Raw genomic sequence first — 23,667 nt, 5'->3', positions numbered from 1 at the left:
TTGGTCATTACTGTGGAACTAAGTGATGCGGTACCGAAGAACCGCCGGTGGATAGATGGAACCTAAGGGGATGGATTGGTGACAGACAGGGAACGTGGAAACCCTGATCTCTGGCCCAGCAAAGGGCAGGCAACGCGCAAGCGAAGCTGATCAGAGTGAGGAGTAGGAAGGTGCAAAAAGCAAATGGCTGGCTGTAATGGCGAGCATAGCGGCTGAAACACGCCGACGTGGGAAACCATGGCTGACGTGCACCTGGTCTATTAGCGTGATGACACTTGCCGATTTCGGCGAGGATTAAAGCAACGAACCCGAGGGGGTAGATATCCCCCTCGGGGGACATCTGCCTCCGGAGGATTCTTTAAATTCCTCAAGGAGGACAGTATGAAAACAAATCTGGCTTACCCAGAAACGTCTGCGTCTTCCAGCAGCAGGGTAACATCTTGGCAGGAGGTTCCTTGGGCCACGGTGGAAACCACTGTTCGAAAAACGCAGTTGAGAATCGCGCAGGCGGCAAAAGACGAAAACTGGCGGAAGGTAAAACGCCTCCAACGGTTGTTAGTCAGCTCGTTCTACGGCCGATGTTTGGCCGTTAAACGAGTAACCGAAAACCAGGGCAAAAAAACGCCCGGAGTGGACGGTATCACCTGGGGGACGCCCAGTGCCAAATGGTGTGCTGTACAAAGTCTGTCAGAGAAACGCGGCTATCGACCCAAGCCCCTAAAACGGGTATGGATTCCAAAGCCCGGCAAAAAGGAGAAGCGTCCGCTTGGCATTCCAGTCATGCTGGATCGTGCCATGCAAGCGCTTCATCTCCTTGCCCTTGAACCCGTTGTTGAGGTCACAAGTGATCCGAAATCCTATGGGTTTCGACCAGATCGCTCGACGGCCGACGCGATGGTGGAGCTCTTCCATCTGCTGGCACCGCAAACCGGTGCGCAGTGGATTCTGGAAGCCGACATCAAGGGGTTCTTTGACAACATCAACCATGAGTGGCTGAGTCGCAATGTCTGTATGGACAAGGCAATCCTCAGAAAGTGGTTGAAAGCCGGGGTTATCGACCGGCAACAGTACTCGGCTACCACAGCCGGAACACCACAGGGCGGGATCATTTCGCCTAGCTTGGCAAACGCCACTCTGAACGGCCTGGAAGCTCAACTGAAATGCCATCTGGCTGATCAGCTTGGAAAAACAAAAGCCGGGAAGAGAAAGGTGCATGTGATACGGTATGCGGATGACTTCGTCGTACTAGCAGACTCCAAAGAGCTGTTGGCGGACGTCATCAAGCCTTGGATAGAACAATTCCTTGCACAGCGAGGCGTTGAACTGTCACAAGCGAAAACGCACCTGACTCACATCACCGAGGGGTTCGACTTTCTGGGGTGGAATTTCAGAAAGTATGTGCCGAAATCGCCGTACCGGAAGCCAAAGCTGCTGATCAAGCCCTCAAAGAAGAGCGTGAAAACGTTCTATCGGAGGGTAAGCGATGTCATTAAAAGCAGCGGCGCGCTAACGCAAGAGGCGCTCATCGCGCAACTGAACCCGATACTGCGGGGGTGGGCCAGTTACCATTCCCCAGTCGTGGCGAAGGAAATCTTCAGTAAACTGGAAAATCTGATTTTCTGGCGACTCTGGAGGTGGGCAAAACGCAGGCATCCGAATAAGTCCGCTAATTGGATCAGGAAGAAATACTTCCATCACATAGGCGGTCGGAAGCGGGTATTTGCGTACCCCTACATAAATCGCAGAGGGGAGAGGGCCTACCGGGAACTGTATTACCTGCCTGGAACGCCCATCGTGCGCCATAAACGTCTACCGGTTGATTATCAGCCCTATGACGTAGAGCACGAACTGAAGTGGGAAGCTCTCAGAGTTCAGCGGCAACGGCACAAACTGCGTTTCCGTAAACAGATCATGAGCCTGTATATCCGGCAAAAAGGACTCTGTGCACTCTGTGGGCAACCGGTGACGGAGGTAACAGGCTGGCACGACCATCACATCATTCGACGTGTGGACGGCGGCCCCGATACCTTACAGAATCGGGTACTACTTCATCCCAACTGCCACGCCCAGGTTCATAGCCAGGGCGGAACAAAGGTGACTCTTAAGTGGAGCGGCATTAGAATGCGCTCTACTGAGCGAGCTGCCGGTCAGGCGAAGGCCTGACTTAAATAGGCTTGAGCCGTATGCGGGGAAACTCGCACGTACGGTTCTTAGGGGGGGATGGGCCAGTAATGGCCTGTCCCTACCCGACACGGAGCCTTCGGATTGCTCCCATGTTTCATCCCCCGTTGACAGAGATTGTATGAGCGCCGAGTCGAAGAAAGCCCACAACTTTATTCAAAGCCTGATCGAAGATGCCATCGCCAAGGGCGAGCACACCGGCACGGTCGTTACCCGTTTTCCGCCGGAGCCCAATGGTTATCTGCACGTTGGTCACGCCAAGTCTATCTGCCTGAACTTCGGCATTGCCGAAACCTTCAATGGCGAATGCAACCTGCGCTTTGACGACACCAACCCGGAAAAAGAGAGCCAGGAATACATCGACGCTATCAAGCAGGATGTCGAATGGTTGGGTTACAAGTGGGCGGGCGAAGTACGCTATGCCTCGGACTACTTTGACCAGTTGTATGCCTTCGCCGAAGAGCTTATCCAGAAGGACAAGGCCTATGTGTGCGCGCTGAACGCCGAACAGATGGCCGAATACCGCGGTTCCCTGAAAGAGCCGGGCAAGAACAGCCCGTACCGGGACCGTCCGGTGGAGGAAAGCCTGCAGCTGTTCCGGGATATGCGCGACGGCAAGTTCCAGAACGGCGAGCTGGTGTTGCGGGCCAAGATTGACATGGCCTCTCCGAACATCAACATGCGGGACCCCATCCTGTACCGTATTCGCTATGCCGACCATCACCAGACCGGCAGCAAGTGGTGCATCTACCCGATGTACGACTTCACCCATCCGATTTCCGATGCCCTGGAAGGCATTACCCATTCCCTGTGCACCCTGGAGTTTGAAGATCACCGGCCGCTGTACGACTGGGTGCTGGATAACATCACCATTCCGTGCCACCCACGCCAGATCGAATTTGCCCGGCTGAACCTGAACTACACCATCACCAGCAAGCGCAAGCTGAAGCGGCTGGTGGACGAAAACGTGGTAGACGGCTGGAACGATCCCCGGATGCCGACCATCTCCGGCATGCGTCGTCGCGGTTACACCCCGGAGTCCATCCGCAGTTTCTGCGACATGATCGGTGTGAACAAGGCCGGCGGCACCGTGGATGTGGGCATGCTGGAATATGCCATTCGCGAAGACCTGAACGACCGGGCGCCCCGCGCCATGTGCGTCATGCGCCCGCTCAAGGTGACCCTGACCAACTACCCGGCCGACCAGGTTGAAACCCTGACCCTGCCGGTGCATCCGCAGAAGCCGGAGATGGGTGAGCGGGAAGTGACCTGGAGCCAGACCCTGTACATCGACCGGGAAGACTTCGTGATCGAGCCGCCACGCAAGTGGAAGCGGCTGGCCCCGGACCAAGCGGTGCGCCTGCGCGGTGGTTACGTGATGACCTGCAAAGAGGTTGTGCGTGATGACAGTGGCGAAATTGTCGAGCTGAAGTGCGAATACGATCCGAACACCCTGGGCGTGAACCCCGAAGGCTACAAGCCTAATGGCGTGATTCACTGGGTGTCGGCCACTGATAGCGTTGAGTCAGATATCAATCTGTACGACCGTCTGTTCAACCACGAGAACCCGGACAGCGACAAGGAAGGCGACTTCCTGGACCACCTGAATCCGGAATCCCTGGTGGTGCTGAAAGGCGCGCGGGTAGAGAAAAGCCTGGCCGAGCCGCGTACCGACCTGCCTTACCAGTTCGAGCGGGAAGGCTATTTCTTCTGCGACCAGGAACTGACCGCCAAGGCCGGCAAGCCGGTGTTCAACCGTACCGTGACCCTGAGGGATTCCTGGGGTAAGGGAGGCAAGTAATGCGCATCTACAACACGCTGACGCAGCAAAAGGAAGAGTTCAAAACCATCGAGCCGGGCAAGGTGCGCATGTATGTGTGCGGCATGACGGTTTACGACTACTGCCACCTGGGCCATGCCCGGGTGCTGGTGGCCTTCGATGTGATTACCCGGTACCTGCGCCACCGTGGTTATGATGTGCACTACGTGCGCAACATTACCGATATCGACGACAAGATCCTGCGTCGGGCGGACGAAAACGGTGAGGTCTACACCGACCTGACCGACCGCATGATCCACGCGATGCACGAAGACGAAGCGCGTCTGGGCGTGCTGGCGCCCAATGACGAGCCCCGGGCGACAGCTTACATCGACGACATCATCGCCATGATCCAGACCCTGATTTCCGGCGGCCACGCCTATGCGGCGGACAACGGCGACGTGTACTTTGCGGTGGATTCATTCCCGGATTACGGCAAGCTCAGCAAGAAGAAACTGGAAGACCTGCTGGCGGGTGCCCGTGTGGACGTGCAGGAAGCCAAGCGCAGTCCGGCGGACTTTGCCCTGTGGAAAACTGCCAAGCCGGGCGAGGTGAGCTGGCAGTCGCCCTGGGGTGAAGGTCGCCCGGGCTGGCACATCGAGTGCTCTGCCATGTCCACCAAGTGCCTTGGGGATACCTTCGATATCCACGGCGGCGGCCCGGACCTGCTGTTCCCGCACCACGAGAACGAGATTGCCCAGTCCGAGTGCGCCACCGGCCACAAGTTTGTGCACACCTGGATGCATGCCGGCGCCATTCGTGTAAACAAAGAGAAGATGTCCAAGTCTCTGGGCAACTTCTTCACCATTCGCGAGATCCTGGAAAAATACCCGGCGGAAGTGGTGCGCTACTTCCTGGTGTCCAGCCACTACCGCAGCCAGGTGGACTATTCAGAAGACAACCTGGCCGAAGCTGGCCGCACGCTGACCAAGCTGTATCACGCCCTGCGTGGCATCACGCCGGCGAAAGAAGCCGATGTGCCGGAATCCGACCATGATCGTCGGTTTGCCGAGGCTATGGACGACGATTTCAACACCGCAGGCGCCATTGCTGTGTTGCACGCGGTAGCTAATGACATTAATCATCAGCGCCGGGAAGGTGACGAAGAGGCTGCCAAGCGCAGTGCGGCCGTGCTGGTGCGTTTGGGTGCGGTGCTGGGCTTGCTGCAGCAGGACCCGGAAGCATTCTTCCAGGCGGATACCGGCAGTGAGCTGACGGCGGAAGATATCGAGGCGATGATCCAGGCCCGCGCCGACGCGCGCAAGGGAAAGGATTTTGCTGAAGCAGACCGCATTCGCGATGAGCTGCTGGACAAGGGCATTATCCTGGATGACAGCCGGGAAGGAACCACCTGGCGCCGCGCCTGAGATCCGGTTGATACACATAAAGTCGCATTGTGCTGAGTGGGAATGACCTTGTAGGGATTTTCACGTACAATGCGCCGCTCAAATACTAATGCCCCCGCACCTGGTGCGCTAAGGGGGAGTCGGGAAACATAACCCATCGAGGCAAGCAACGATGACAGAACGCGTTCAAGTTGGCGGCATTCAAATCGCCAAGAATCTGTACGATTTCGTAAACAACGAAGCGATCCCGGGTACCGGCGTTGACGCTGAAAAATTCTGGGCCGAGTTCGACAAGATTGTGAACGAGCTGGCTCCGCGCAACCGCGACCTGCTGGTCAAGCGCGACGAGATCCAGGAAAAAATGGACACCTGGAACCGTGACCATAAAGGCCAGAAGCTGGACATGGCCGAGTACAAGGCCTTCCTGAAAGAAATCGGTTACCTGGTTGACGAGCCGGCGGATTTCAAAATTTCTACCGCCAACGTAGACCCGGAAATCGCCACCATGGCCGGCCCGCAGCTGGTTGTGCCGATCATGAACGCCCGTTTCGCGCTGAACGCTGCCAATGCCCGCTGGGGTAGCCTGTACGATGCCCTGTACGGCACCGATGCTATTTCCGAGGAAGGCGGTGCCGAGAAAGGCCGTGGTTACAACCCGGTTCGTGGTGCCAAGGTTATCGAGTGGGCCCGCAAACTGCTGGACGGCTCCGCGCCCCTGGCTTCCGGCAGCCATAACGATGCTGCCAGGTACTACATCGACGGCGGCAAGCTGGCGGTGAAACTGCAGAACGGTGAAGTGACCGGCCTGAAAGACGAGTCCGGCTTTGTGGGTTACACCGGCGCTGCCGATGCACCTACCGGTATTCTGCTGGTGAAGAACGGCATGCACTTCGAAATCCAGGTCGATGCCAGCCATCCGATCGGTAAAGACGACGGTGCCAACGTTAAAGACGTTCTGATGGAATCAGCCCTGACCACCATCATGGACTGCGAAGACTCCGTGGCTGCCGTAGACGCGGATGACAAGGTGCTGGCCTACAAAAACTGGCTGGGCCTGATGAAGGGTGACCTGGAAGAGTCCTTCGAGAAAGGCGGTCAGATGATGACCCGTCGCATGAATGGCGACCGCAGCTACACCGGCGCTGACGGCAGCGAAGTTACCCTGAAGGGCCGCAGCCTGCTGTTCGTTCGTAACGTCGGCCACCTGATGACTAACCCGGCTATCCTGCTGAAAGACGGCAGCGAGATTCCGGAAGGCCTGATGGACGGCCTGGTTACGTCCCTGATTGCCATCCACGACCTGAAGGGTGACGGCAAGTTCCAGAACAGCACCAAGGGTTCTGTGTACATTGTTAAGCCCAAGCAGCACGGCCCGGAAGAAGTGGCCTTCACCAACGAATTCTTCGGCCGCGTTGAAGATGCCCTTGGCCTGCCGCGCTTTACCCTGAAAGTCGGCATTATGGACGAAGAGCGTCGCACCACGGTTAACCTGAAAGCCTGTATCCACGCTGCCAAAGAGCGCACCGTGTTTATCAATACCGGCTTCCTGGACCGCACCGGCGACGAGATCCACACCTCCATGGAGCTGGGTCCGTTCATCCGTAAGGGTGAGATGAAACAGGCGGCCTGGATCAGCGCCTACGAGCAGTGGAACGTGGACATCGGCCTGGAAACCGGCCTGTCTGGTGTTGCCCAGATCGGTAAGGGCATGTGGGCCATGCCAGACCTGATGGCTGGCATGCTGGAAGCCAAGATCGGTCATCCGAAAGCGGGTGCCAACACGGCATGGGTTCCGTCTCCGACTGCCGCTACCCTGCACGCCACGCACTACCACCAGGTGAATGTGTTTGACGTACAGAAAGAGCTGGCTAACCGCGAGCGGGCGTCCCTGGAGGACATCCTGACGGTGCCGGTGATGGAAGATCCGTCTGCCCTGACGGCCGAAGACATCCAGCAAGAACTGGACAACAACGCCCAGGGTATCCTCGGCTACGTAGTTCGCTGGATCGATTCCGGCGTTGGCTGCTCCAAGGTGCCGGATATTAACGACATCGGCCTGATGGAAGACCGCGCAACCCTGCGTATCTCTTCCCAGCTGCTGACCAACTGGCTGTACCACGGTATCTGCACCGAAGAGCAGATCATGGAAACCATGAAGCGCATGGCAGCCGTGGTCGACAAGCAGAACGCCGGCGATGCCGGGTACCGCAACATGGCGCCGAACTTCGACGACAGCATTGCCTTCCAGGCGGCTGTGGACCTGGTTCTGAAAGGTCGCGAACAGCCGGCCGGCTACACCGAGCCGCTGCTGCACGCCTATCGTCAGAAGGCAAAAGCCAAGTACGGTCAGTAAGACCGGACACAAAAAACCCCGCCTCGGCGGGGTTTTTTGTGGGCCTTGCAGGCTACAAGGGGGTCGTACCCCCGGCGGGGGTACGACCCCACCCTTCTGTAAGCGCCGGTCTCCGAAGAATCTAGACCTCCGAATGCAGCACATCCGCCGCATACAAGGTGTTCTCCAGTAGCGTGGCAATGGTCATCGGTCCCACACCACCGGGAACCGGGGTGATATAAGCGGCCCGCGCAGCTGCCGCCTCAAAGTCCACGTCGCCACACAGTTTTCCGTCGGCCATCCGGTTAATGCCTACATCAATCACCGTGGCGCCGGGTTTTACCCATTCGCCCTTGATGATGCCGGGTTTGCCCACTGCGGCGACCAGGATGTCTGCTTCGCTGACAAACTTTTCCAGGTTGTCGGTAAAGCGGTGGCATACGGTGGTGGTGGCGCCTTTGAGCAGCAGCTCCATGCACATGGGGCGGCCGACGATGTTGGAAGCACCCACAATCACGGCGTGCTGGCCTTTATAGGGTGTGCCAACGGAGTCCAGCAGGGTAATCACGCCAGCCGGTGTGCAGGGGCGCAGGGCGGGCTTGCGCTGCATCAGGCGGCCGGTGTTGTAGGGGTGGAAGCCGTCCACATCTTTGTCCGGACGAATTTTTACCAGGATCGGGTCTGCGTCCAGGTGTGAGGGCAGGGGAAGCTGTACCAGGATGCCGTCTACCGTCGGGTTTTCGTTCAGCTCGTCTACCAGGGCTTCAAGGGCCTGCTGGGAGGTGTCTGCGGGCAGGTCGTAAGACAGTGAAAGGATACCGGCCTGTTCGCAAGCTTTGCGCTTGTTGCCTACATAAACTTGCGAGGCGGGATCGTTGCCGACCAGTACCACGGCCAGGCCTGGTACACGAAGCCCCTTCTGTTTGCGGGCTTCCACGCCGGCAGCAACCCGCTGCCGGACCTGTGCGGCAATGTCTTTTCCGTTAATCAGTTTGGCGCTCATGTTTCCGTCTTGTCGGTTGGGCATGAATAGTGGTGAAGTGAGGCCGCGCATTGTCTCATGCTTCGTCGTGAACGCCAATGTAGCTTCCCGGAGGGAACTTTTGCGGGGGCAGGCAGTCTTCTGAATCAACGTTATACGCAGGTTTTTTAAAAACCGTGTTGACGGATGCCTCAGGCGCCGGTAATATGCGCGCCAACTTTGCTGAGGCACTTGTTGTTCAGTTAACGGGGTATAGCGCAGTCTGGTAGCGCGCCTGCTTTGGGAGCAGGATGTCGGGAGTTCGAATCTCTCTACCCCGACCATTTTTCTGGATGTTCAGGTGGGCGAACGGTCAAGCGCCCGTAGCTCAGCTGGATAGAGCATCCGCCTTCTAAGCGGATGGTCGCAGGTTCGAGTCCTGCCGGGCGCGCCATACTGCTCGAAGCAGGTTGGCACCGGACTCGCCGAACCAGCAAAGTTGAAGTAAGCAGATGCGTACCGTAAGGTACCTCCCTGATGTGGTGGACGTAGCTCAGTTGGTAGAGCTCAGGATTGTGACTCCTGCGGTCGAGGGTTCGAACCCCTTCGTCCACCCCACTTTTCCCCTTGTTTGTTTCCGTGGTTCTGACCTTCCCGTTCCGGGATCGGTGCTGCGACGGATATGCGAGAGTGGCGGAATTGGTAGACGCACTGGATTTAGGTTCCAGCGGGGCAACCCGTGAGAGTTCAAGTCTCTCCTCTCGCACCACCCTTTCTTTTTTCTGATTTGTCCCCATCTTTTGTCCAGTACGGTTGTGGTGCTGGTCTCAAACCGTTATTCCGTCGTGTCGGGTGATTCTCTCGGCAGGGTAAACCGTGATAAACTACCGGCTTTTAATTTTGCGTCCCTTTGGGGTGAACCGCTTCATTCGGGATTTTGTTTTAATTTTCATTCACATACAGAATCTGTAATTTGAGGATCTTCCATGCAAGTGTCTGTTGAAACGACCTCCAACATCGAGCGTCGCATGACGATTGGTGTGCCCGCCCAGGAAATCGACCAGGCGGTCCAGAAACGCCTGCAGGAAACTGCCCGTACTGTTCGCCTGAACGGTTTCCGCCCTGGCAAGGTGCCCATGAGCGTGGTCAAGCGTCGTTTCGGTGACAGCATCCGCCAGGAAATTGTTGGCGAGGTTATGCGCGACAACTACATCAAGGCACTGCAGGAGCAGGACGTTAACCCGGCCGGCTGGCCGCGGTTCGAGCCGAAGACCATGGAAGAGGGCAAAGACCTCGAGTTCGTGGCTATCTTTGAAGTGCTGCCGGAAATCGAACTGGGCGACCTGAGCAAGGTTGAAGTCGAGAAGCCGGTGTCTGAAGTGACTGACAAAGACATCGATACCATGATCGATAACCTGCGTCGTCAGCAGGCCACCATGAAGGAAGTGAAGCGCAAGTCCAAGAACAAGGACGTTGTGACCATCGACTTCAAAGGCTCCATCGACGGTGAAGAGTTCGAAGGCGGCTCCGCTGAAGGCCATCGCCTGACCCTGGGCTCCGGCCAGATGATTCCGGGCTTCGAGAAGGGCATTGTTGGTGGTAAGGCCGGCGAAGAGCTGGAAATCGACGTGGAATTCCCTGCAGATTACCACAACGAAGACCTGGCCGGTAAGCCTGCCAAGTTCGCTATCACCATTCACAAGGTTGAAGAGCCGCAGCTGCCTGAACTGAACGAAGAGTTCTTCCAGAAGTTCGGTATCGAAGCCGAAGACGAAGCGGCCTTCCGTGAGGAAGTGAAGAAGAACATGGAGCGCGAGCTCAAGCAGGCGGTTTCCAACAAGGTCAAGAACGACGTTGTTGAAGGCCTGCTGGCGACCACCGAGCTGGACATTCCGTCTGCCCTGGTAGACCAGGAAATCGACCGTCTGCGCCAGGACGCTGTTCAGCGTTTCGGTGGCCAGGTTGACTTCCAGCAGCTGCCGAAGGAAATCTTCGAAGACCAGGCCAAGCGCCGCGTGAAGACCGGCCTGCTGTTCCAGGAAGTGGTCAAGAAGAACGACCTGAAAGCCGATGATGCCAAGGTTGAAGAGAAGATCCAGGAAATCGCTTCTACCTACGAGCAGCCGGACGAAGTTATCGCCCACTTCAGCAGCAACCCGGACCAGAAGGCCCAGGTTGAGTCTTCTGTACTGGAAGATGCCGTGGTTGACCACGTCCTGGCCCAGGCCAAGGTGAGCGAGAAGAAAATGAAGTACGAAGAAGCGGTAGCCGCTGGTCAGCAGCAGCGCTGATCAGGCCCGGGCCTGGTGCCCGGTGCCGCTTTCTGGAAACAGCCGGCGTGTCCGGCTGTTTTCATCTGGGCTTACTGCTGGCAGAGTATAAGTATTCAGGGGTGTCCTGATCGCCGATTCAGGATATCCTCCGCAGGAGTCCATGCCCATTGTCCATAAGGAGTTCAGGCGCACATGACGCAGAAACCGTTTGATGGCCCTACAATGATAACCAGCGCCGGTCTGGTGCCGATGGTAATTGAACAGACGGCACGTGGAGAGCGTTCCTTCGACATTTATTCACGTCTGCTCAAGGAGCGGGTGATTTTCCTGGTTGGCCCGGTTGAAGATCACATGGCGAACCTTGTGGTTGCCCAGCTGCTGTTCCTGGAATCCGAAAACCCGGACAAAGATATCCACCTGTACATCAACAGCCCGGGTGGCTCCGTAACTGCGGGTATGTCGATCTACGACACCATGCAGTTCATCAAGCCGGACGTTTCTACCCTGTGTATTGGCCAGGCGGCCAGCATGGGTGCTTTCCTGCTTGCCGGTGGTGCCAAGGGCAAGCGTGCCTGCCTGCCGAATTCCCGCGTGATGATCCACCAGCCGCTGGGCGGATATCAGGGCCAGGCAACGGATATCGAGATCCACACCCGCGAGATTCTGAAGATTCGCCATACTCTGAACTCCATTCTGGCCCACCATACCGGCCAGGACCTGGATACCATCGCCCGTGATACCGACCGTGATAATTTCATGGACCCGGTCCAGGCGAAGGAGTACGGGTTGATCGATACAGTACTTGATAAGCGCGTATCGAATAACTAATACTGAAAGTCATCGCATCATCCCTGGTCGGCGTACTGTTTGATTGCGCCGACCAACGAAGAACAGAGGTATTTCAATGGCAGATGAAAGAAACGGCAGAGGCGACGATAACGGCAAGTTGCTGTACTGCTCGTTTTGTGGAAAGAGCCAGCATGAAGTCCGTAAGCTCATTGCAGGGCCCTCGGTGTTCATCTGCGACGAGTGTGTAGACCTGTGTAACGACATTATTCGGGAAGAAATCCAGGAAAATGCCCAGGAAGAGGCCAGCGACCGGCTGCCTACCCCTGCGGAAATCCGGGAGACCCTGAACGAATATGTGATCGGCCAGGATCGCGCCAAGGTGGTTCTGTCTGTAGCGGTGTACAACCACTACAAGCGTCTGCGTTATGGTGAAGGCAAGAGCGACGTGGAGCTGGGCAAGAGTAACATCCTGCTGATCGGCCCGACCGGTAGCGGTAAGACACTGCTGGCTGAAACCCTGGCCCGCATGCTGAACGTGCCGTTTACCATTGCCGATGCCACCACGCTGACCGAAGCCGGTTATGTGGGTGAGGATGTTGAAAACATCATCCAGAAGCTGCTGCAGAAGTGCGACTACGATGTCGACAAGGCCCAGCGCGGCATTGTGTACATCGATGAAATCGACAAGATTTCCCGCAAGTCTGACAACCCCTCCATTACCCGGGACGTATCCGGTGAGGGTGTTCAGCAGGCACTGCTCAAGCTGATCGAAGGCACGGTTGCATCGGTTCCGCCCCAGGGTGGCCGCAAGCATCCGCAGCAGGAGTTCCTGCAGGTTGATACCACCAACATGCTGTTTATCTGTGGTGGTGCCTTCGCTGGCCTGGAAAAGGTGATTCAGGAACGGTCCGAGCGCAGCTCCATCGGTTTCTCCGCTACGGTGAAGAGCCCGGACGACAGCAAGAACACCGGCGACATCATCCGTGATGTGGAAACCGAGGACCTTGTGAAGTTCGGCCTGATTCCGGAGTTCGTCGGTCGTTTGCCGGTTGTGGCAACCCTGACCGAGCTGGACGAAGAGGCCCTGGTGCAGATCCTGACCGAGCCCAAGAACGCACTGACCAAGCAGTACCAGAAGCTTTTCGATATGGAAGGTGTGGAGCTGGATTTCCGGGAAGACGCCCTGCGCGCGGTGGCCAGAAGGGCCATGGAACGCAAGACCGGTGCCCGGGGCCTGCGCTCCATCATGGAAGCCACTCTGCTGGATACCATGTACCAGATTCCATCCGAGCACGATGTGTCCAAGGTGGTGATTGATGAAAGCGTGATCAAGGGCGATTCCGAGCCCTTCAAGATCTACGCCAGCAGCGATCACGCCAAGGCAGTACCGGAAGACTGATTTCCGGACCGTCATGGTGCATCAGAAAAAGGGGCGGCAACGCCCCTTTTTCATTGGCCTGCTTTCACAAAACCGCATCATCCCGCCCGTGCTTTCCTTTCGTAAAAAGATTGCAATTTTTGTCTGCGCCCCAATGATGGGTGATATGCTGAAAGAAACGCTGTCAGAGGATTCCCTATGACCCGTATACCTGAAGAAACCGTGCAAGAATATCCGCTGCTCCCGCTGCGGGATGTGGTGGTATTTCCGCACATGGTGGTGCCACTGTTTGTGGGCCGAGAAAAATCCATCCAGGCCCTGGAAGCCGCGATGGAGGGCAGCAAGGAAATCCTTCTGGTCGCCCAGAAAGACGCTTCTACCGACGAGCCGGGCCCGAAAGATGTGTTCGACATGGGCACGCTGGCTACTGTGCTGCAGATGCTCCGGTTGCCGGACGGCACCGTTAAAGTGCTGGTTGAAGGTAATGCCCGGGCCAGCATTACCGGCATTGAAGAAGCCGACTTCCTGACCGGCCAGGCTGTTCTGATGGATGAGGAGTCTTTGCCCGAGCGCGAAGAAGACGTTCTCACCAAGACCCTGATGGGCGAATTCGAGAAGTTCGTAAAGCTGTCCAAGAAAGTGCCTTCGGAAGTGTCCAATGCACTCACCGGCATCAATGAGCTGGAGCGCCTGGTAGACACCATGGCCGCGCACCTGGATATGCGCATTCCGGAGAAGCAGGAACTGCTGGAAGCCCTGGATGTACGCAAGCGGGTAGACCTGCTGCTGGGCAAGCTGGACGGCGAGATCGACCTGATCGAGGTTGAAAAACGCATCCGTGGCCGCGTGAAGAAGCAGATGGAGCGCAGCCAGCGGGAGTATTACCTGAACGAACAGATGAAGGCCATCCAGAAAGAGATGGGCAATCTGGGTGAGGGTAACAACGATTTTGAAGAGCTGGAGCAGAAGCTCGAGCAGGCCGGCCTGCCGGAAGAAGCCCGCAAGAAGACCGAAGCGGAGCTGAACAAGCTGAAGATGATGTCTCCCATGTCTGCCGAAGCCACGGTAGTGCGGGGCTACATCGACTGGATGCTGGCAGTGCCGTGGAAAAAGCGCAGCCGCGTTCGCCACGACCTGGAAAAAGCGCGCGAGATTCTCGACCGGGACCACTACGGCCTGGATGAAGTCAAAAAGCGCATCCTTGAGTACCTGGCGGTGCAAAGCCGGGTGAAGAAGGTCAAAGGGCCGGTATTGTGCCTGGTAGGGCCTCCCGGTGTGGGCAAGACCTCGCTGGGGCAGTCCATCGCCAAGGCTACCAACCGGAAATACACCCGCATGGCCCTGGGTGGCGTGCGTGACGAAGCGGAAATCCGTGGTCATCGCAAAACTTACATCGGCGCTTTGCCGGGCAAGCTGTTGCAGAAGCTGGCCAAGGTAGAGGTGAAGAACCCGCTGTTCCTGTTCGATGAAATCGACAAGATGGGTATGGACCATCGGGGTGACCCGGCGTCGGCCCTGCTTGAGGTCCTGGACCCGGAACAGAACCACACCTTCAACGACCATTACCTGGAAGTGGATTACGACCTTTCCGATGTGATGTTCGTGTGTACCTCCAACTCCATGGATATTCCGCCGGCGTTGCTGGACCGTATGGAGATCATCCGGATTCCGGGTTACACCGAAGACGAGAAGGTCAACATTGCCCTGCGTTACCTGCTGCCCAAGCAGATCAAGGCTAATGGCCTGCGTAAGGACGAGCTCAAGCTGCCGGAAGAGACCCTGCGCGACCTTATCCGCTACTACACCCGGGAAGCCGGTGTGCGTGGCCTGGAGCGGGAGATTGCCAAGATCTGCCGTAAGGTGGTGCGTGAGCACGTAGAGAGCAGTGATAACGCTTCTATTACCCTGACGCCGGACATGCTGGAAGATTATTCCGGCGTGAAGAAGTTCAAGTACGGCCTGGCCGAGGAGAACAACCAGGTTGGCCAGGTGACGGGCCTGGCCTGGACCCAGGTGGGCGGCGAACTGCTGACCATCGAATGCGCCCTGACTCCGGGTAAGGGCCGGGTGGTGAAAACCGGTTCTCTGGGTGATGTGATGCAGGAGTCTATCCAGACTGCGCTCACCGTGGTTCGCAGCCGTGCAGCAGGGCTTGGAATTGCTGACGATTTCCATGAAAAGCACGATCTGCACATCCACGTTCCGGAAGGTGCAACCCCGAAAGACGGCCCGAGCGCCGGTATCGGCATGTGCACCGCGCTGGTTTCTGCACTGACCCGAATTCCTGTGCGGGCCGATGTGGCCATGACCGGTGAGATCACATTGCGGGGCAGGGTACTGCCGATCGGCGGACTGAAGGAAAAGTTGCTGGCAGCCCACCGTGGTGGCATCAAGACCATTCTGATTCCTGATGAAAATGTCCGTGATCTCAAGGAGATACCGGATAATATCAAGGAGTCGCTGGAGATTCGTCCGGTGAAGTGGATTGACGAGGTGCTGGACATTGCCCTGGAATACGCACCGGATCCGTCTGCCGAAAATGCCCCTGGCAAAGCGGCGTCTTCGAAAGCAAAAGAAGATGCCAGTGATGTTACCGAGCGCATAAATACTCATTAATGACGGGATGAGTTGTTGACACGTCGGAGAGCCCATTGGTATAACTGTTTCGCCGTGAAGCAGCCAATACCAAGGGCTCCCGCGCAGTATGTGCCTATTCCGATCACCGGTGAAACACCGCAAGGAATAAAAAAACAGAAGAATGGAATTCTCCGACTGCTTATGCGATAGTCGGAAAAGTCCGCTAAAAAAATCCGACCTATAACATCTTCAACCTGAAATCGAAGGGGTTTAGTGTGAACAAGTCCGAACTGATCGACGCAATTGCAGAATCCGCAGATATTTCCAAAGCAGCAGCTGGCCGTGCGCTGGATGCAATGACCAGCTCCATCACCGGTGCTCTGAAGAAAGGCGACCAGGTTACCCTGATCGGTTTCGGTACCTTCTCTGTGAAAGAGCGTGCAGCCCGTACCGGCCGCAACCCGCAGACCGGCGCTGAAATCAAGATCGCGGCCTCTAAAGTACCTGGCTTCAAAGCAGGTAAGGCCCTGAAAGACGCCGTTAAGTAACGGTTCTTTCTTTGGCGGCTTTCGCACGCGGGAGCTGCCGCAGGAACTCGAGGCGCATTCCGTAAAGGGTGCGCCTTTTTGCGTTAAGAAGGGGCTGCCAGAACAGCTTCTCGCCAACAAAACATCCGCACGACCTTGAACAGGGATTCAGGAATAACATGCTTCAAGATATTCGGGATAATGCCCAGGGCACCATCGCAAAGGTTATTATCGGCCTTTTGATCATTTCCTTGTCGATCTGGGGGATGGACGCGATCATTGGCGGCTTCACCGGTGAACCGGAAGTGGCCACCGTAAACGGTAACGACATTACCGAACGGGAGTTCCTGCGCACCGTTCAGCTGGAAACCCAGCAACGCCTCATGCAGATGGAAAACCCGGATCCGTCACTGGTGGATGAAGACCAGGTTCGCCGGGATGTTCTGGAGGCTTTGATCCAGGAAGCCGTGCTCACCCAGGACGCTGCCAACCAGGGCCTCGAACTTTCCGATGCCGACATCGATTCCCTGATTACCCAGATGCCCCAGTTCCAGGTGGATGGCCAGTTCAACCGCGACCGCTTTGTGGCCACTGTGCGTAACCTGGGTATGGGTGTTGCCGAATTCCGTGAAAGCCTGCGCAAGAACTACGTGGTTAACCAGATCCGTGCGGCGATTGCCCAGACCGGCCTTGCGGTTCCCGCCCAGGCGGAACAACTGCTGGCAATCCAGAACCAGACCCGGGACTTCCGCGTACTGACGATTAATGCCGATGCGGTAGCCGACCAGGTGTCGGTATCGGATGCAGACATCGAGGCATACTACGAAGACAACAAAGACCAGTTCCGTAAACCGGAACAGGTTTCTGCCGCCTACATCACCCTGTCGCTGGAGGCCCTGGCAAGTGCCATCGAAATCTCCGATGAGGAAGTGCGTGGCTACTATGATGAGCGGGCCGAAGACTTTGCCCGTGAAGAGCGTCGTGCCGCCCATATCCTGATTGAAGCGGGTGCCGAGGCTGAGCAAACCATGGCAACCATCCAGCAGCGTCTGGACGAGGGTGAATCCTTCGCTGCGCTGGCGGAAGAGTTCTCGGTTGATACCGTTTCCGCCCGTAAGGGTGGTGATCTGGGCTTTGCAGGTCGCGGTGTTTATGACGAAGCTTTCGAGCAAGCGCTGTTTTCACTGGAAGAAGGTGAAACCTCCGGCCCGGTGGAAACCAGCTTTGGTGTGCACCTGATTCGCCTTGAAGAAGTGCGCCGTGCCGATGTGCCGGCATTTGCGGAGCTGGAGGCCGAACTGCGTGACGAGCTGGCCCGTGCCCGGGCAACCGAGCGTTTCGCCGAAGTGCGGTCCCAGCTGGCGGATGCTGCCTATGCTGCGGATGACCTGGCGGGCCCGGCCTCCGAACTGGGGCTGGAAGTTCAGGAAGTCTCTGGTGTAACTCGCGACGGCGGCCCTGGGCCGTTTGACCACGCCGGACTGGTTCGACAGTTGTTCTCTGACGACGTGCTGACTGGCGGCTACAACACCGAACTGATCGATGTTGAAAATAATCGTGCGGTGGTGGCCCGGGTTCGCGAGTATCAGGAGCCGCGCCAGCTGGAGTTGGCGGATGTTGAAGGCCAGGTTCGTGACCTGCTGACCAGCCGTGCAACCCGCAAGGCCCTGGATGACCGTGCGGCCGAGCTGGTGGCTGCGGTAGAAGCCGGTGAGCAGCCGATGGCTGACCAGTGGCAGGGTTTTGAAGGCGAGGGCCGTAACGTGGCAGGACTGGATCCGTTCATTGCCCAGGCTGTGTTCTCCCTGCCGCATCCTGAAGGCGAGCAGCCGGTTGTCGGCAAGGCGCTGGGTGGTAGCGAGGCGGCGGTGATCGTGCTGAGCGCGGTTAACCCGGGTGAGGTTCAGGATGATAATCCTGAGTACCGCCAGCTGCAGCAGTTCCTGGCGCAGCTTGAGGGACAGCGTGAGTACCAGGCCTATCAGCAGTACCTGAGAAACACCGCTGAAGTCGAGCGGAATTAAGGTCAGGCTTCAGACCGTAAAGGGTGCCCTCGGGCACCCTTTTTCGTATCCGGGGATCAGTTCTGGGGGAAGCGGGTAGCCTTCAGGCTTTCCTTGATCTTTTTCAGGTGATCCAGGAAATCCGGGCCGCGCTTGAGGGTGACTCCGGTAGCCAGGATATCGATGACCGTCAGGTGAATGATCCGGGAAGACATGGGCATGTAGACCTCGGTATCTTCCGGTGCAGTGACACCCACAACCGCGGTGCAGGCTTCCGCCAGCGGCGACTCCGGATTGGTAATGCCGATAACCGTAGCACCGTTGGCCCGGGCCAGGTGTGCAATCTCCACGGTTTCCCGGGTACGGCCGGTAAAGGAGATCAGCACGATGGCGTCGCCAACCCCGGAACCGGCGGCCACCATGCGTTGCATCAGGGCGTCGTCGTAGGAGGTTACCGGGATGTTGAAGCGGAAAAACTTGTGTTGGGCATCCAGGGCCACCGAGGCCGAACCGCCCATGCCGAAAAAGCCAATCTGCTTGGCCTGGATCAGGTAATCCACCACTGTGGCAATGGCCTGTGGGTCCAGCGCCTGCCTTGCCTTGTCCAGGTTGGCGATGGTGCTGAGCATGATTTTTTCGCCATACTCCGCCGGGCTGTCATCCGGCTCTATATCCTGGCCCACGTAGGGGGTGCCGGTGGCAATGCTCTGGGCCAGCCGGATTTTGAAGTCCGGAAAGCCGGTTGCGGAGAATCCGCGGCAGAACCGGTTGACCGTCGGCTCGCTCACATCCGCTGCGCGGGCAAGGGCAGCGATGGAGTACCGGGTTGCCGCACTCGGGTCTTTGAGAATGGCCTCGGCAACCTTGCGCTCGGATTTATTCAGCGATTCCAGGCGATTCTGGATCTGCTCAAGCAGGTTGTCGTCTCTGCGTCCCGGGTTGTCCGCCATGCAGCTATACTCCCTTCTGTTCTGGTGGTAAGACGTCATTATACCTGCTGCGGGGAAACAAAAGGGTAGTAAATATGTCATATATCGGAAGCGCCCTTGGCTTGGCCCCGGGACAGTGCCATTATTTGGCTAAAGTTACGAAAAATCCGGCCTTGCGGTACGCCGGGCGAAGGAGACGCTGATGGTGGATCAACCTGTGTGTGCCTGCGATCTGATGCTGTTCGGAGCCTCGGGAGACCTTGCCCAGCGCAAACTGTTCCCGGCGCTGTATCAGCTTGACCGGGCCGGATTGCTGGCGTCGGACAGCCGGGTGCTGGCCATTGCCCGGCGCGACACAGACACCGAAGCCCTGCGCAAAGCGCTGTTGGCCAGGCTGGAAGAGCAGATTCCGGAGCCGGAGTTCGACGCCACCGTAGCGCAGGGATTCGTCAGCCGTGTGGAATACCTGGAGCTGGATTTCACCGATACCGACGGTTTCCTGGTGCTCAACGACTGGCGCCATCCCGGTAACCAGTTAATTGTCTATATGGCCACGCCGCCATCCATGTATGGCGTGATTGCCCGGAATCTGAGGGCCGGTGGTTGCTGTACCGAACGTACCCGGGTGGTGGTGGAGAAACCCATCGGCCACGACCTGGAATCTTCGAAAGTGATCAATGACGAACTGGCTGAAGTTTATCGGGAAAGCCAGCTGTTCCGGATTGATCATTACCTGGGTAAGGAAACGGTCCAGAACCTGATTGCCTTGCGGTTTGCCAACAACCTGTTCGCTTCCCAGTGGGACCAGAACCATATCTCCCACGTGGAGATCACGGTGGCAGAAAGCATGGGCATTGAAGGCCGCTGGGGTTATTTCGACCAGGCCGGCCAGATCCGGGACATGATCCAGAACCACCTGCTGCAGCTGCTGTGTCTGATTGCCATGGACCCGCCATCGGACCTGTCTGCCGACAGTATCCGGGACGAAAAGGTAAAAGTGCTGAAGGCGCTGAAACGGATTACCCCGGATATGATGGCGGAATACGTGGTGCGCGGGCAGTACACCTCCGGCACCAGTGAAGGCAAGCCGGTGCCCGGTTACCTGGACGAAGAGGGCGCCAACAAAGCCAGCGAAACCGAGACCTTTGTTGCACTGAAGGCCGAGATTGATAACTGGCGCTGGTCTGGCGTGCCCTTCTATATTCGCACCGGCAAGCGGCTTCCGGAGAAAATGTCGCAGATCATCATCCACTTCAAACCGGCACCCCATTACATCTTCGATCCGGACCAGAAGCACCTGGCCAACAACAAACTGATTATCCGGCTGCAGCCCGATGAGGGCATGGCCCTGAAGATCCTCACCAAGGACCAGGGGCTGGATAAGGGCATGCGGTTGCGCCAGGGGCCACTGGAGCTGACGTTCTCCGAAACCTTTGATACCGATCGAATTCCGGATGCCTACGAGCGGTTGCTGTGGGAAATCATGCGGGGCAACCAGTACCTGTTTGTCCGCCGCGATGAGGTAGAGCACGCCTGGCGCTGGGTCGACCAGATCATCCGTAACTGGCACGACAGCGGCGAACCGCCGAAGCGCTACGCCGCAGGCACCTGGGGGCCGGTGGCGTCGATTGCCATGATCACCCGGGATGGCAGGAGCTGGTATGAAGACGTGTGACCTGCCGCTACCCGAAGGGGTGCAGGCATTTTTCAGTGAGACCACGCAGGAATGTGCGGGCCAGCTGGCGTTACACGCAGCGGAAAGCCTGCGTGGCCGGCTCCGCCGGGGCGGACGGGCTTCGCTGGTGGTGTCCGGTGGCTCTACGCCGGTGCCCTTCTTTCAAACGCTGGCGCAGCAGGAGCTGGCCTGGGCCCGGGTCACGATGCTGCTGGCCGACGAGCGCTGGGTGCCGGAAGGGGACCCCGCCAGCAACACGACCCTGGTGCGGCAGAACCTGCTGCAGGGCAGGGCAAAGGAGGCACGCTTTCTCAGCCTGCGGCAGCCGCTGTGCAGCGCCGAGCAAGCCTTGCCTGCTATCGAGCAGCTGCTGGCCGAGTTGAAGTTGCCGCTGGATGTGGTGGTTCTGGGCATGGGCAACGATGGCCATACGGCGTCGCTGTTCCCGGATGCGCCCCAGCTGCCGGAGGCAATGTCTATTCAGGCGCCCGGTCGGGTGTGCGTGATGACACCGCCGTCCCAGGCCCATACCCGGGTAACCCTGACCCGGCCGGTGCTGGCGGGCGCCCGGTTCCTGGCGTTGCATCTCAGGGGTGAGGACAAGCTGGAAACCCTGGAGCGGGCCCTGAAGGCCCCGGATGACTGGCGGGAAATGCCAATCCGTGCTTTTCTGAAACCAGGCTTGCGAATTTACTGGAGCCCGTAACGGGCTGTTGTCCGGTTAGCGCCGGGGGAGACTTGAATGCCATTGCTGTCTGTGGAGCACCAGGAAAAGATCGAGTTTGTGATGGCGCAGTCGCCATTGATACCCGTGATCACCATCCGTGATCCGGACGATGCCATCCCGCTTTGTCGGGCGTTGTTTGACGGCGGTATTCGCGCGCTGGAGATCACCTTGCGCACAGAACATGGCCTGGATGCCATCCGGCGGGTTCGGGAAGCGCTTCCGGACGCGATTGTGGGGGCGGGTACGGTGATCAGCATCGATCAGTACCGGGACGTCGAGCGAGCCGGGGCCGAGTTTGTCATTACCCCTGGTGTAACCGATGCCATCCTGGATTTCGGTGTGACCTCGGAATCCCCCCTGCTGCCGGGCATTGCCACCGCATCAGAACTGATGATGGGGTACAGCCACGGCTACCGGCACTTCAAGTTGTTTCCCGCGGAAGTATCCGGGGGTGAAAGGGCCTTGAAGGCGTTTGCCGGCCCCTTCCCGGATGTCTGCTTTTGCCCGACCGGCGGGGTTCGCCAGCAGACGGCTGCGGCCTACCTGGCGCTGGATAATGTCTCTGCGGTGGGCGGTACCTGGCTGACGCCGGATGAAGCCGTGGCCAGTAAGGACTGGCAGACCATTACCGGCATCGCCCGGGCCAGCCTGGCGGCCATTGGCCACCGGGGCTGACCGGCGCAGGCTACTGGATGTCGGACCCTACACGAACGATTTTCATGGAGTTGGTGCCACCCTGGGCGTTCACATAGTCGCCCTTGGTGATCACCACCAGGTCGTTATCCTGCACAACACCCCGGCTCTTCAGTTCGTCGACAGCCAGTGCATTGACCTTTTCATTGGCGTGGTTGGCAGAATCGAACGGAACCGTCTGCACGCCCCGGAACAGAGCCACCCGGTGCTGGGTGGAGTGGTGCCGTGAGAAGGCAAAGATCGGCAGGCTGGATTTGATCCGTGACATCAGGCGCGGAGTAGAGCCGGTTTCTGTCAGGCAGATAATGGCAGACACACCCTGCAGGTGGTTGGCGGCGTACATGGCAGACAGGGCAATCGCCTCGTCTACCTTTTCCATGCTCTCGTGGATCCGGTGCTGGGACTGGTGCATGGACGGGTGCCGTTCCGCACCGGTGCAGATGCGCACCATGGCTTCCACGGCTTCTTTCGGGTAATCGCCTACGGCAGTCTCGGCGGACAGCATCACGGCATCTGTGTAATCCATCACCGCGTTGGCAACGTCAGACACTTCCGCCCGGGTGGGCATGGGGTTGGTGATCATCGACTCCATCATCTGGGTGGCGGTGATCACGGCCCGGTTCAGTACCCGGGCCCGTTTGATGATGTGTTTCTGAACCGCCACCAGTTCGGCATCGCCGATCTCCACGGCCAGGTCGCCCCGGGCGACCATTACGGCGTCTGACGCTTCGATAACGGCATCCAGTGCGTCGGTATCGTGGGCCAGTTCGGCCCGTTCAATCTTCGCCACCAGGCCGGCATCGGAGCCGGCTTCTTTCAGCAGCTGACGGGCCACATGCATGTCGTCGGCGGTACGGACAAAGGAAACCGCCACGTAGTCGGCGTCCAGGCGGGCTGCGGTTACGATGTCCTGCTTGTCTTTCTCGGTGAGGGCGTCCGCTGAGAGGCCGCCACCGCGCTTGTTCAGGCCCTTGTTGTTGGACAGCGGGCCGTCGATCAGCACAGTGGAGGTGATGCTGTGGTCGTCGACCGCGGTCACTTCCATTTCAATGCGGCCGTCATCCAGCACCAGGATATCGCCCGGGCTGACGTCGTTGATCAGTTGTTCGTAATCAATGCCAACTTGCTCCGATGTGCCAGCCTCTTTGTCCATGGTGGCGTCGAGCACGAAGGTCTGGCCCCGTTCCAGGGTGACCTTGTTGTCGGTGAAGCGGGCGATGCGCAGTTTCGGGCCTTGCAGGTCGGCCAGGATGGCCACAAAGCGACCCTGGGTGGCGGCCGCTGCACGAACCCGGCGGGCCCGTTCCATATGCTCTTCGGCGCTGCCGTGGGAAAAGTTGAGGCGGGTAACATCAACGCCGGCGGCGATGATACCTGCCAGCGATTCCTCACTGTCGGTGGCGGGGCCGAGGGTGGCGACAATCTTGGTGCGCCTGAGCATAGTGCGTGTCCTTGTC

17 protein-coding genes and 4 tRNA genes are annotated in these 23,667 nt (G+C 58.2%); 18 read left to right on the top strand and 3 right to left on the bottom strand.

The annotated features are described in order from the left end of the window. Window positions 1-381: 381 nt before the first annotated feature. The 4 genes from ltrA to Q668_RS02680 all read left to right on the top strand — a co-directional run bounded on the left by ltrA (window position 382) and on the right by Q668_RS02680 (window position 7,699). On the top strand, window positions 382-2,163 hold the full coding sequence (gene ltrA, locus Q668_RS02695; protein ID WP_022988056.1) for a group II intron reverse transcriptase/maturase: 1,782 nt from the start codon (window positions 382-384) through the stop codon (window positions 2,161-2,163). A gap of 139 nt (window positions 2,164-2,302) precedes the next feature. Next, window positions 2,303-3,982, top strand: coding sequence for a glutamine--tRNA ligase/YqeY domain fusion protein (locus Q668_RS02690; protein WP_022988055.1), 1,680 nt, complete (start codon window positions 2,303-2,305; stop codon window positions 3,980-3,982). After that, complete coding sequence (cysS, locus tag Q668_RS02685; protein WP_022988054.1) at window positions 3,982-5,367, top strand: cysteine--tRNA ligase; 1,386 nt, start codon at window positions 3,982-3,984, stop codon at window positions 5,365-5,367. Before Q668_RS02690 ends, cysS begins: the two co-directional genes overlap by 1 nt. 151 nt (window positions 5,368-5,518) lie before the next feature. After that, window positions 5,519-7,699, top strand: coding sequence for a malate synthase G (locus Q668_RS02680; RefSeq protein WP_022988053.1), 2,181 nt, complete (start codon window positions 5,519-5,521; stop codon window positions 7,697-7,699). Window positions 7,700-7,820: 121 nt separating this feature from the next. Here Q668_RS02680 and folD read toward each other — a convergent pair whose 3' ends face one another. After that, a complete protein-coding gene (gene folD / locus Q668_RS02675; RefSeq protein WP_022988052.1) occupies window positions 7,821-8,681 on the bottom strand; it encodes a bifunctional methylenetetrahydrofolate dehydrogenase/methenyltetrahydrofolate cyclohydrolase FolD in 861 nt (286 codons plus the stop codon). A 225-nt stretch (window positions 8,682-8,906) separates the two neighbouring features. On the opposite strand from folD, the gene Q668_RS02670 reads away from it, so the two are divergent. The 11 genes from Q668_RS02670 to Q668_RS02625 all read left to right on the top strand — a co-directional run bounded on the left by Q668_RS02670 (window position 8,907) and on the right by Q668_RS02625 (window position 18,207). Next, window positions 8,907-8,983: transfer RNA gene (locus Q668_RS02670), tRNA-Pro, on the top strand. A gap of 33 nt (window positions 8,984-9,016) precedes the next feature. After that, window positions 9,017-9,093, top strand: a tRNA-Arg gene (locus tag Q668_RS02665). Between the two features lie 88 nt (window positions 9,094-9,181). Next, a tRNA-His gene (locus Q668_RS02660) sits at window positions 9,182-9,257 on the top strand. Between the two features lie 66 nt (window positions 9,258-9,323). Beyond that, a tRNA-Leu gene (locus tag Q668_RS02655) sits at window positions 9,324-9,408 on the top strand. A gap of 217 nt (window positions 9,409-9,625) precedes the next feature. Continuing rightward, entirely contained in the window at window positions 9,626-10,930 is a 1,305-nt protein-coding gene (gene tig, locus Q668_RS02650; RefSeq protein ID WP_022988051.1) for a trigger factor, read from the top strand. A gap of 174 nt (window positions 10,931-11,104) precedes the next feature. Further along, window positions 11,105-11,740, top strand: coding sequence for an ATP-dependent Clp endopeptidase proteolytic subunit ClpP (gene clpP / locus Q668_RS02645; protein ID WP_022988050.1), 636 nt, complete (start codon window positions 11,105-11,107; stop codon window positions 11,738-11,740). Between the two features lie 76 nt (window positions 11,741-11,816). After that, window positions 11,817-13,100 carry an ATP-dependent Clp protease ATP-binding subunit ClpX gene (gene clpX / locus Q668_RS02640; RefSeq protein ID WP_022988049.1) on the top strand — a complete coding sequence of 428 codons (1,284 nt, stop codon included), beginning with the start codon at window positions 11,817-11,819 and terminating at the stop codon, window positions 13,098-13,100. 13 nt (window positions 13,101-13,113) lie between these two features. Further along, window positions 13,114-13,281: a hypothetical protein gene (locus tag Q668_RS17185; RefSeq protein WP_022988048.1), complete on the top strand. Its 168-nt coding sequence runs from the start codon at window positions 13,114-13,116 to the stop codon at window positions 13,279-13,281. After that, window positions 13,278-15,695 (top strand): endopeptidase La, encoded by a 2,418-nt coding sequence (lon, locus tag Q668_RS02635; RefSeq protein ID WP_022988047.1) that lies wholly within the window; start codon window positions 13,278-13,280, stop codon window positions 15,693-15,695. The genes Q668_RS17185 and lon overlap by 4 nt, the downstream gene beginning before the upstream one ends. Window positions 15,696-15,931: 236 nt before the next feature. Next, window positions 15,932-16,204 (top strand): HU family DNA-binding protein, encoded by a 273-nt coding sequence (locus Q668_RS02630; RefSeq protein WP_022988046.1) that lies wholly within the window; start codon window positions 15,932-15,934, stop codon window positions 16,202-16,204. A 158-nt stretch (window positions 16,205-16,362) separates the two neighbouring features. After that, window positions 16,363-18,207, top strand: coding sequence for a SurA N-terminal domain-containing protein (locus Q668_RS02625; protein ID WP_022988045.1), 1,845 nt, complete (start codon window positions 16,363-16,365; stop codon window positions 18,205-18,207). Between the two features lie 56 nt (window positions 18,208-18,263). Here the strand turns inward: Q668_RS02625 and Q668_RS02620 are convergent, their stop codons facing one another. Next, on the bottom strand, window positions 18,264-19,136 hold the full coding sequence (locus Q668_RS02620; RefSeq protein WP_022988044.1) for a MurR/RpiR family transcriptional regulator: 873 nt from the start codon (window positions 19,134-19,136) through the stop codon (window positions 18,264-18,266). A gap of 181 nt (window positions 19,137-19,317) precedes the next feature. On the opposite strand from Q668_RS02620, the gene zwf reads away from it, so the two are divergent. Genes zwf through Q668_RS02605 form a run of 3 tightly spaced genes read left to right on the top strand, consistent with a single transcriptional unit; the run spans window position 19,318 to window position 22,192 of the window. Next, window positions 19,318-20,790 carry a glucose-6-phosphate dehydrogenase gene (gene zwf / locus Q668_RS02615; RefSeq protein ID WP_022988043.1) on the top strand — a complete coding sequence of 491 codons (1,473 nt, stop codon included), beginning with the start codon at window positions 19,318-19,320 and terminating at the stop codon, window positions 20,788-20,790. Next, on the top strand, window positions 20,777-21,496 hold the full coding sequence (pgl, locus tag Q668_RS02610; RefSeq protein WP_022988042.1) for a 6-phosphogluconolactonase: 720 nt from the start codon (window positions 20,777-20,779) through the stop codon (window positions 21,494-21,496). The genes zwf and pgl overlap by 14 nt, the downstream gene beginning before the upstream one ends. Window positions 21,497-21,532: 36 nt before the next feature. After that, window positions 21,533-22,192: a bifunctional 4-hydroxy-2-oxoglutarate aldolase/2-dehydro-3-deoxy-phosphogluconate aldolase gene (locus Q668_RS02605; RefSeq protein ID WP_022988041.1), complete on the top strand. Its 660-nt coding sequence runs from the start codon at window positions 21,533-21,535 to the stop codon at window positions 22,190-22,192. Window positions 22,193-22,202: 10 nt separating this feature from the next. Here the strand turns inward: Q668_RS02605 and pyk are convergent, their stop codons facing one another. Then, entirely contained in the window at window positions 22,203-23,651 is a 1,449-nt protein-coding gene (gene pyk / locus Q668_RS02600) for a pyruvate kinase (protein ID WP_022988040.1), read from the bottom strand. Between the last annotated feature and the right edge of the window lie 16 nt (window positions 23,652-23,667).

Source organism: Marinobacter sp. ES-1 (genome assembly GCF_000475255.1).
GTDB classification, from domain to species: domain Bacteria; phylum Pseudomonadota; class Gammaproteobacteria; order Pseudomonadales; family Oleiphilaceae; genus Marinobacter; species Marinobacter vinifirmus.
Note: the sequence above shows the minus strand (reverse complement) of the source record. Positions and strands in the feature narration are given on the sequence as shown.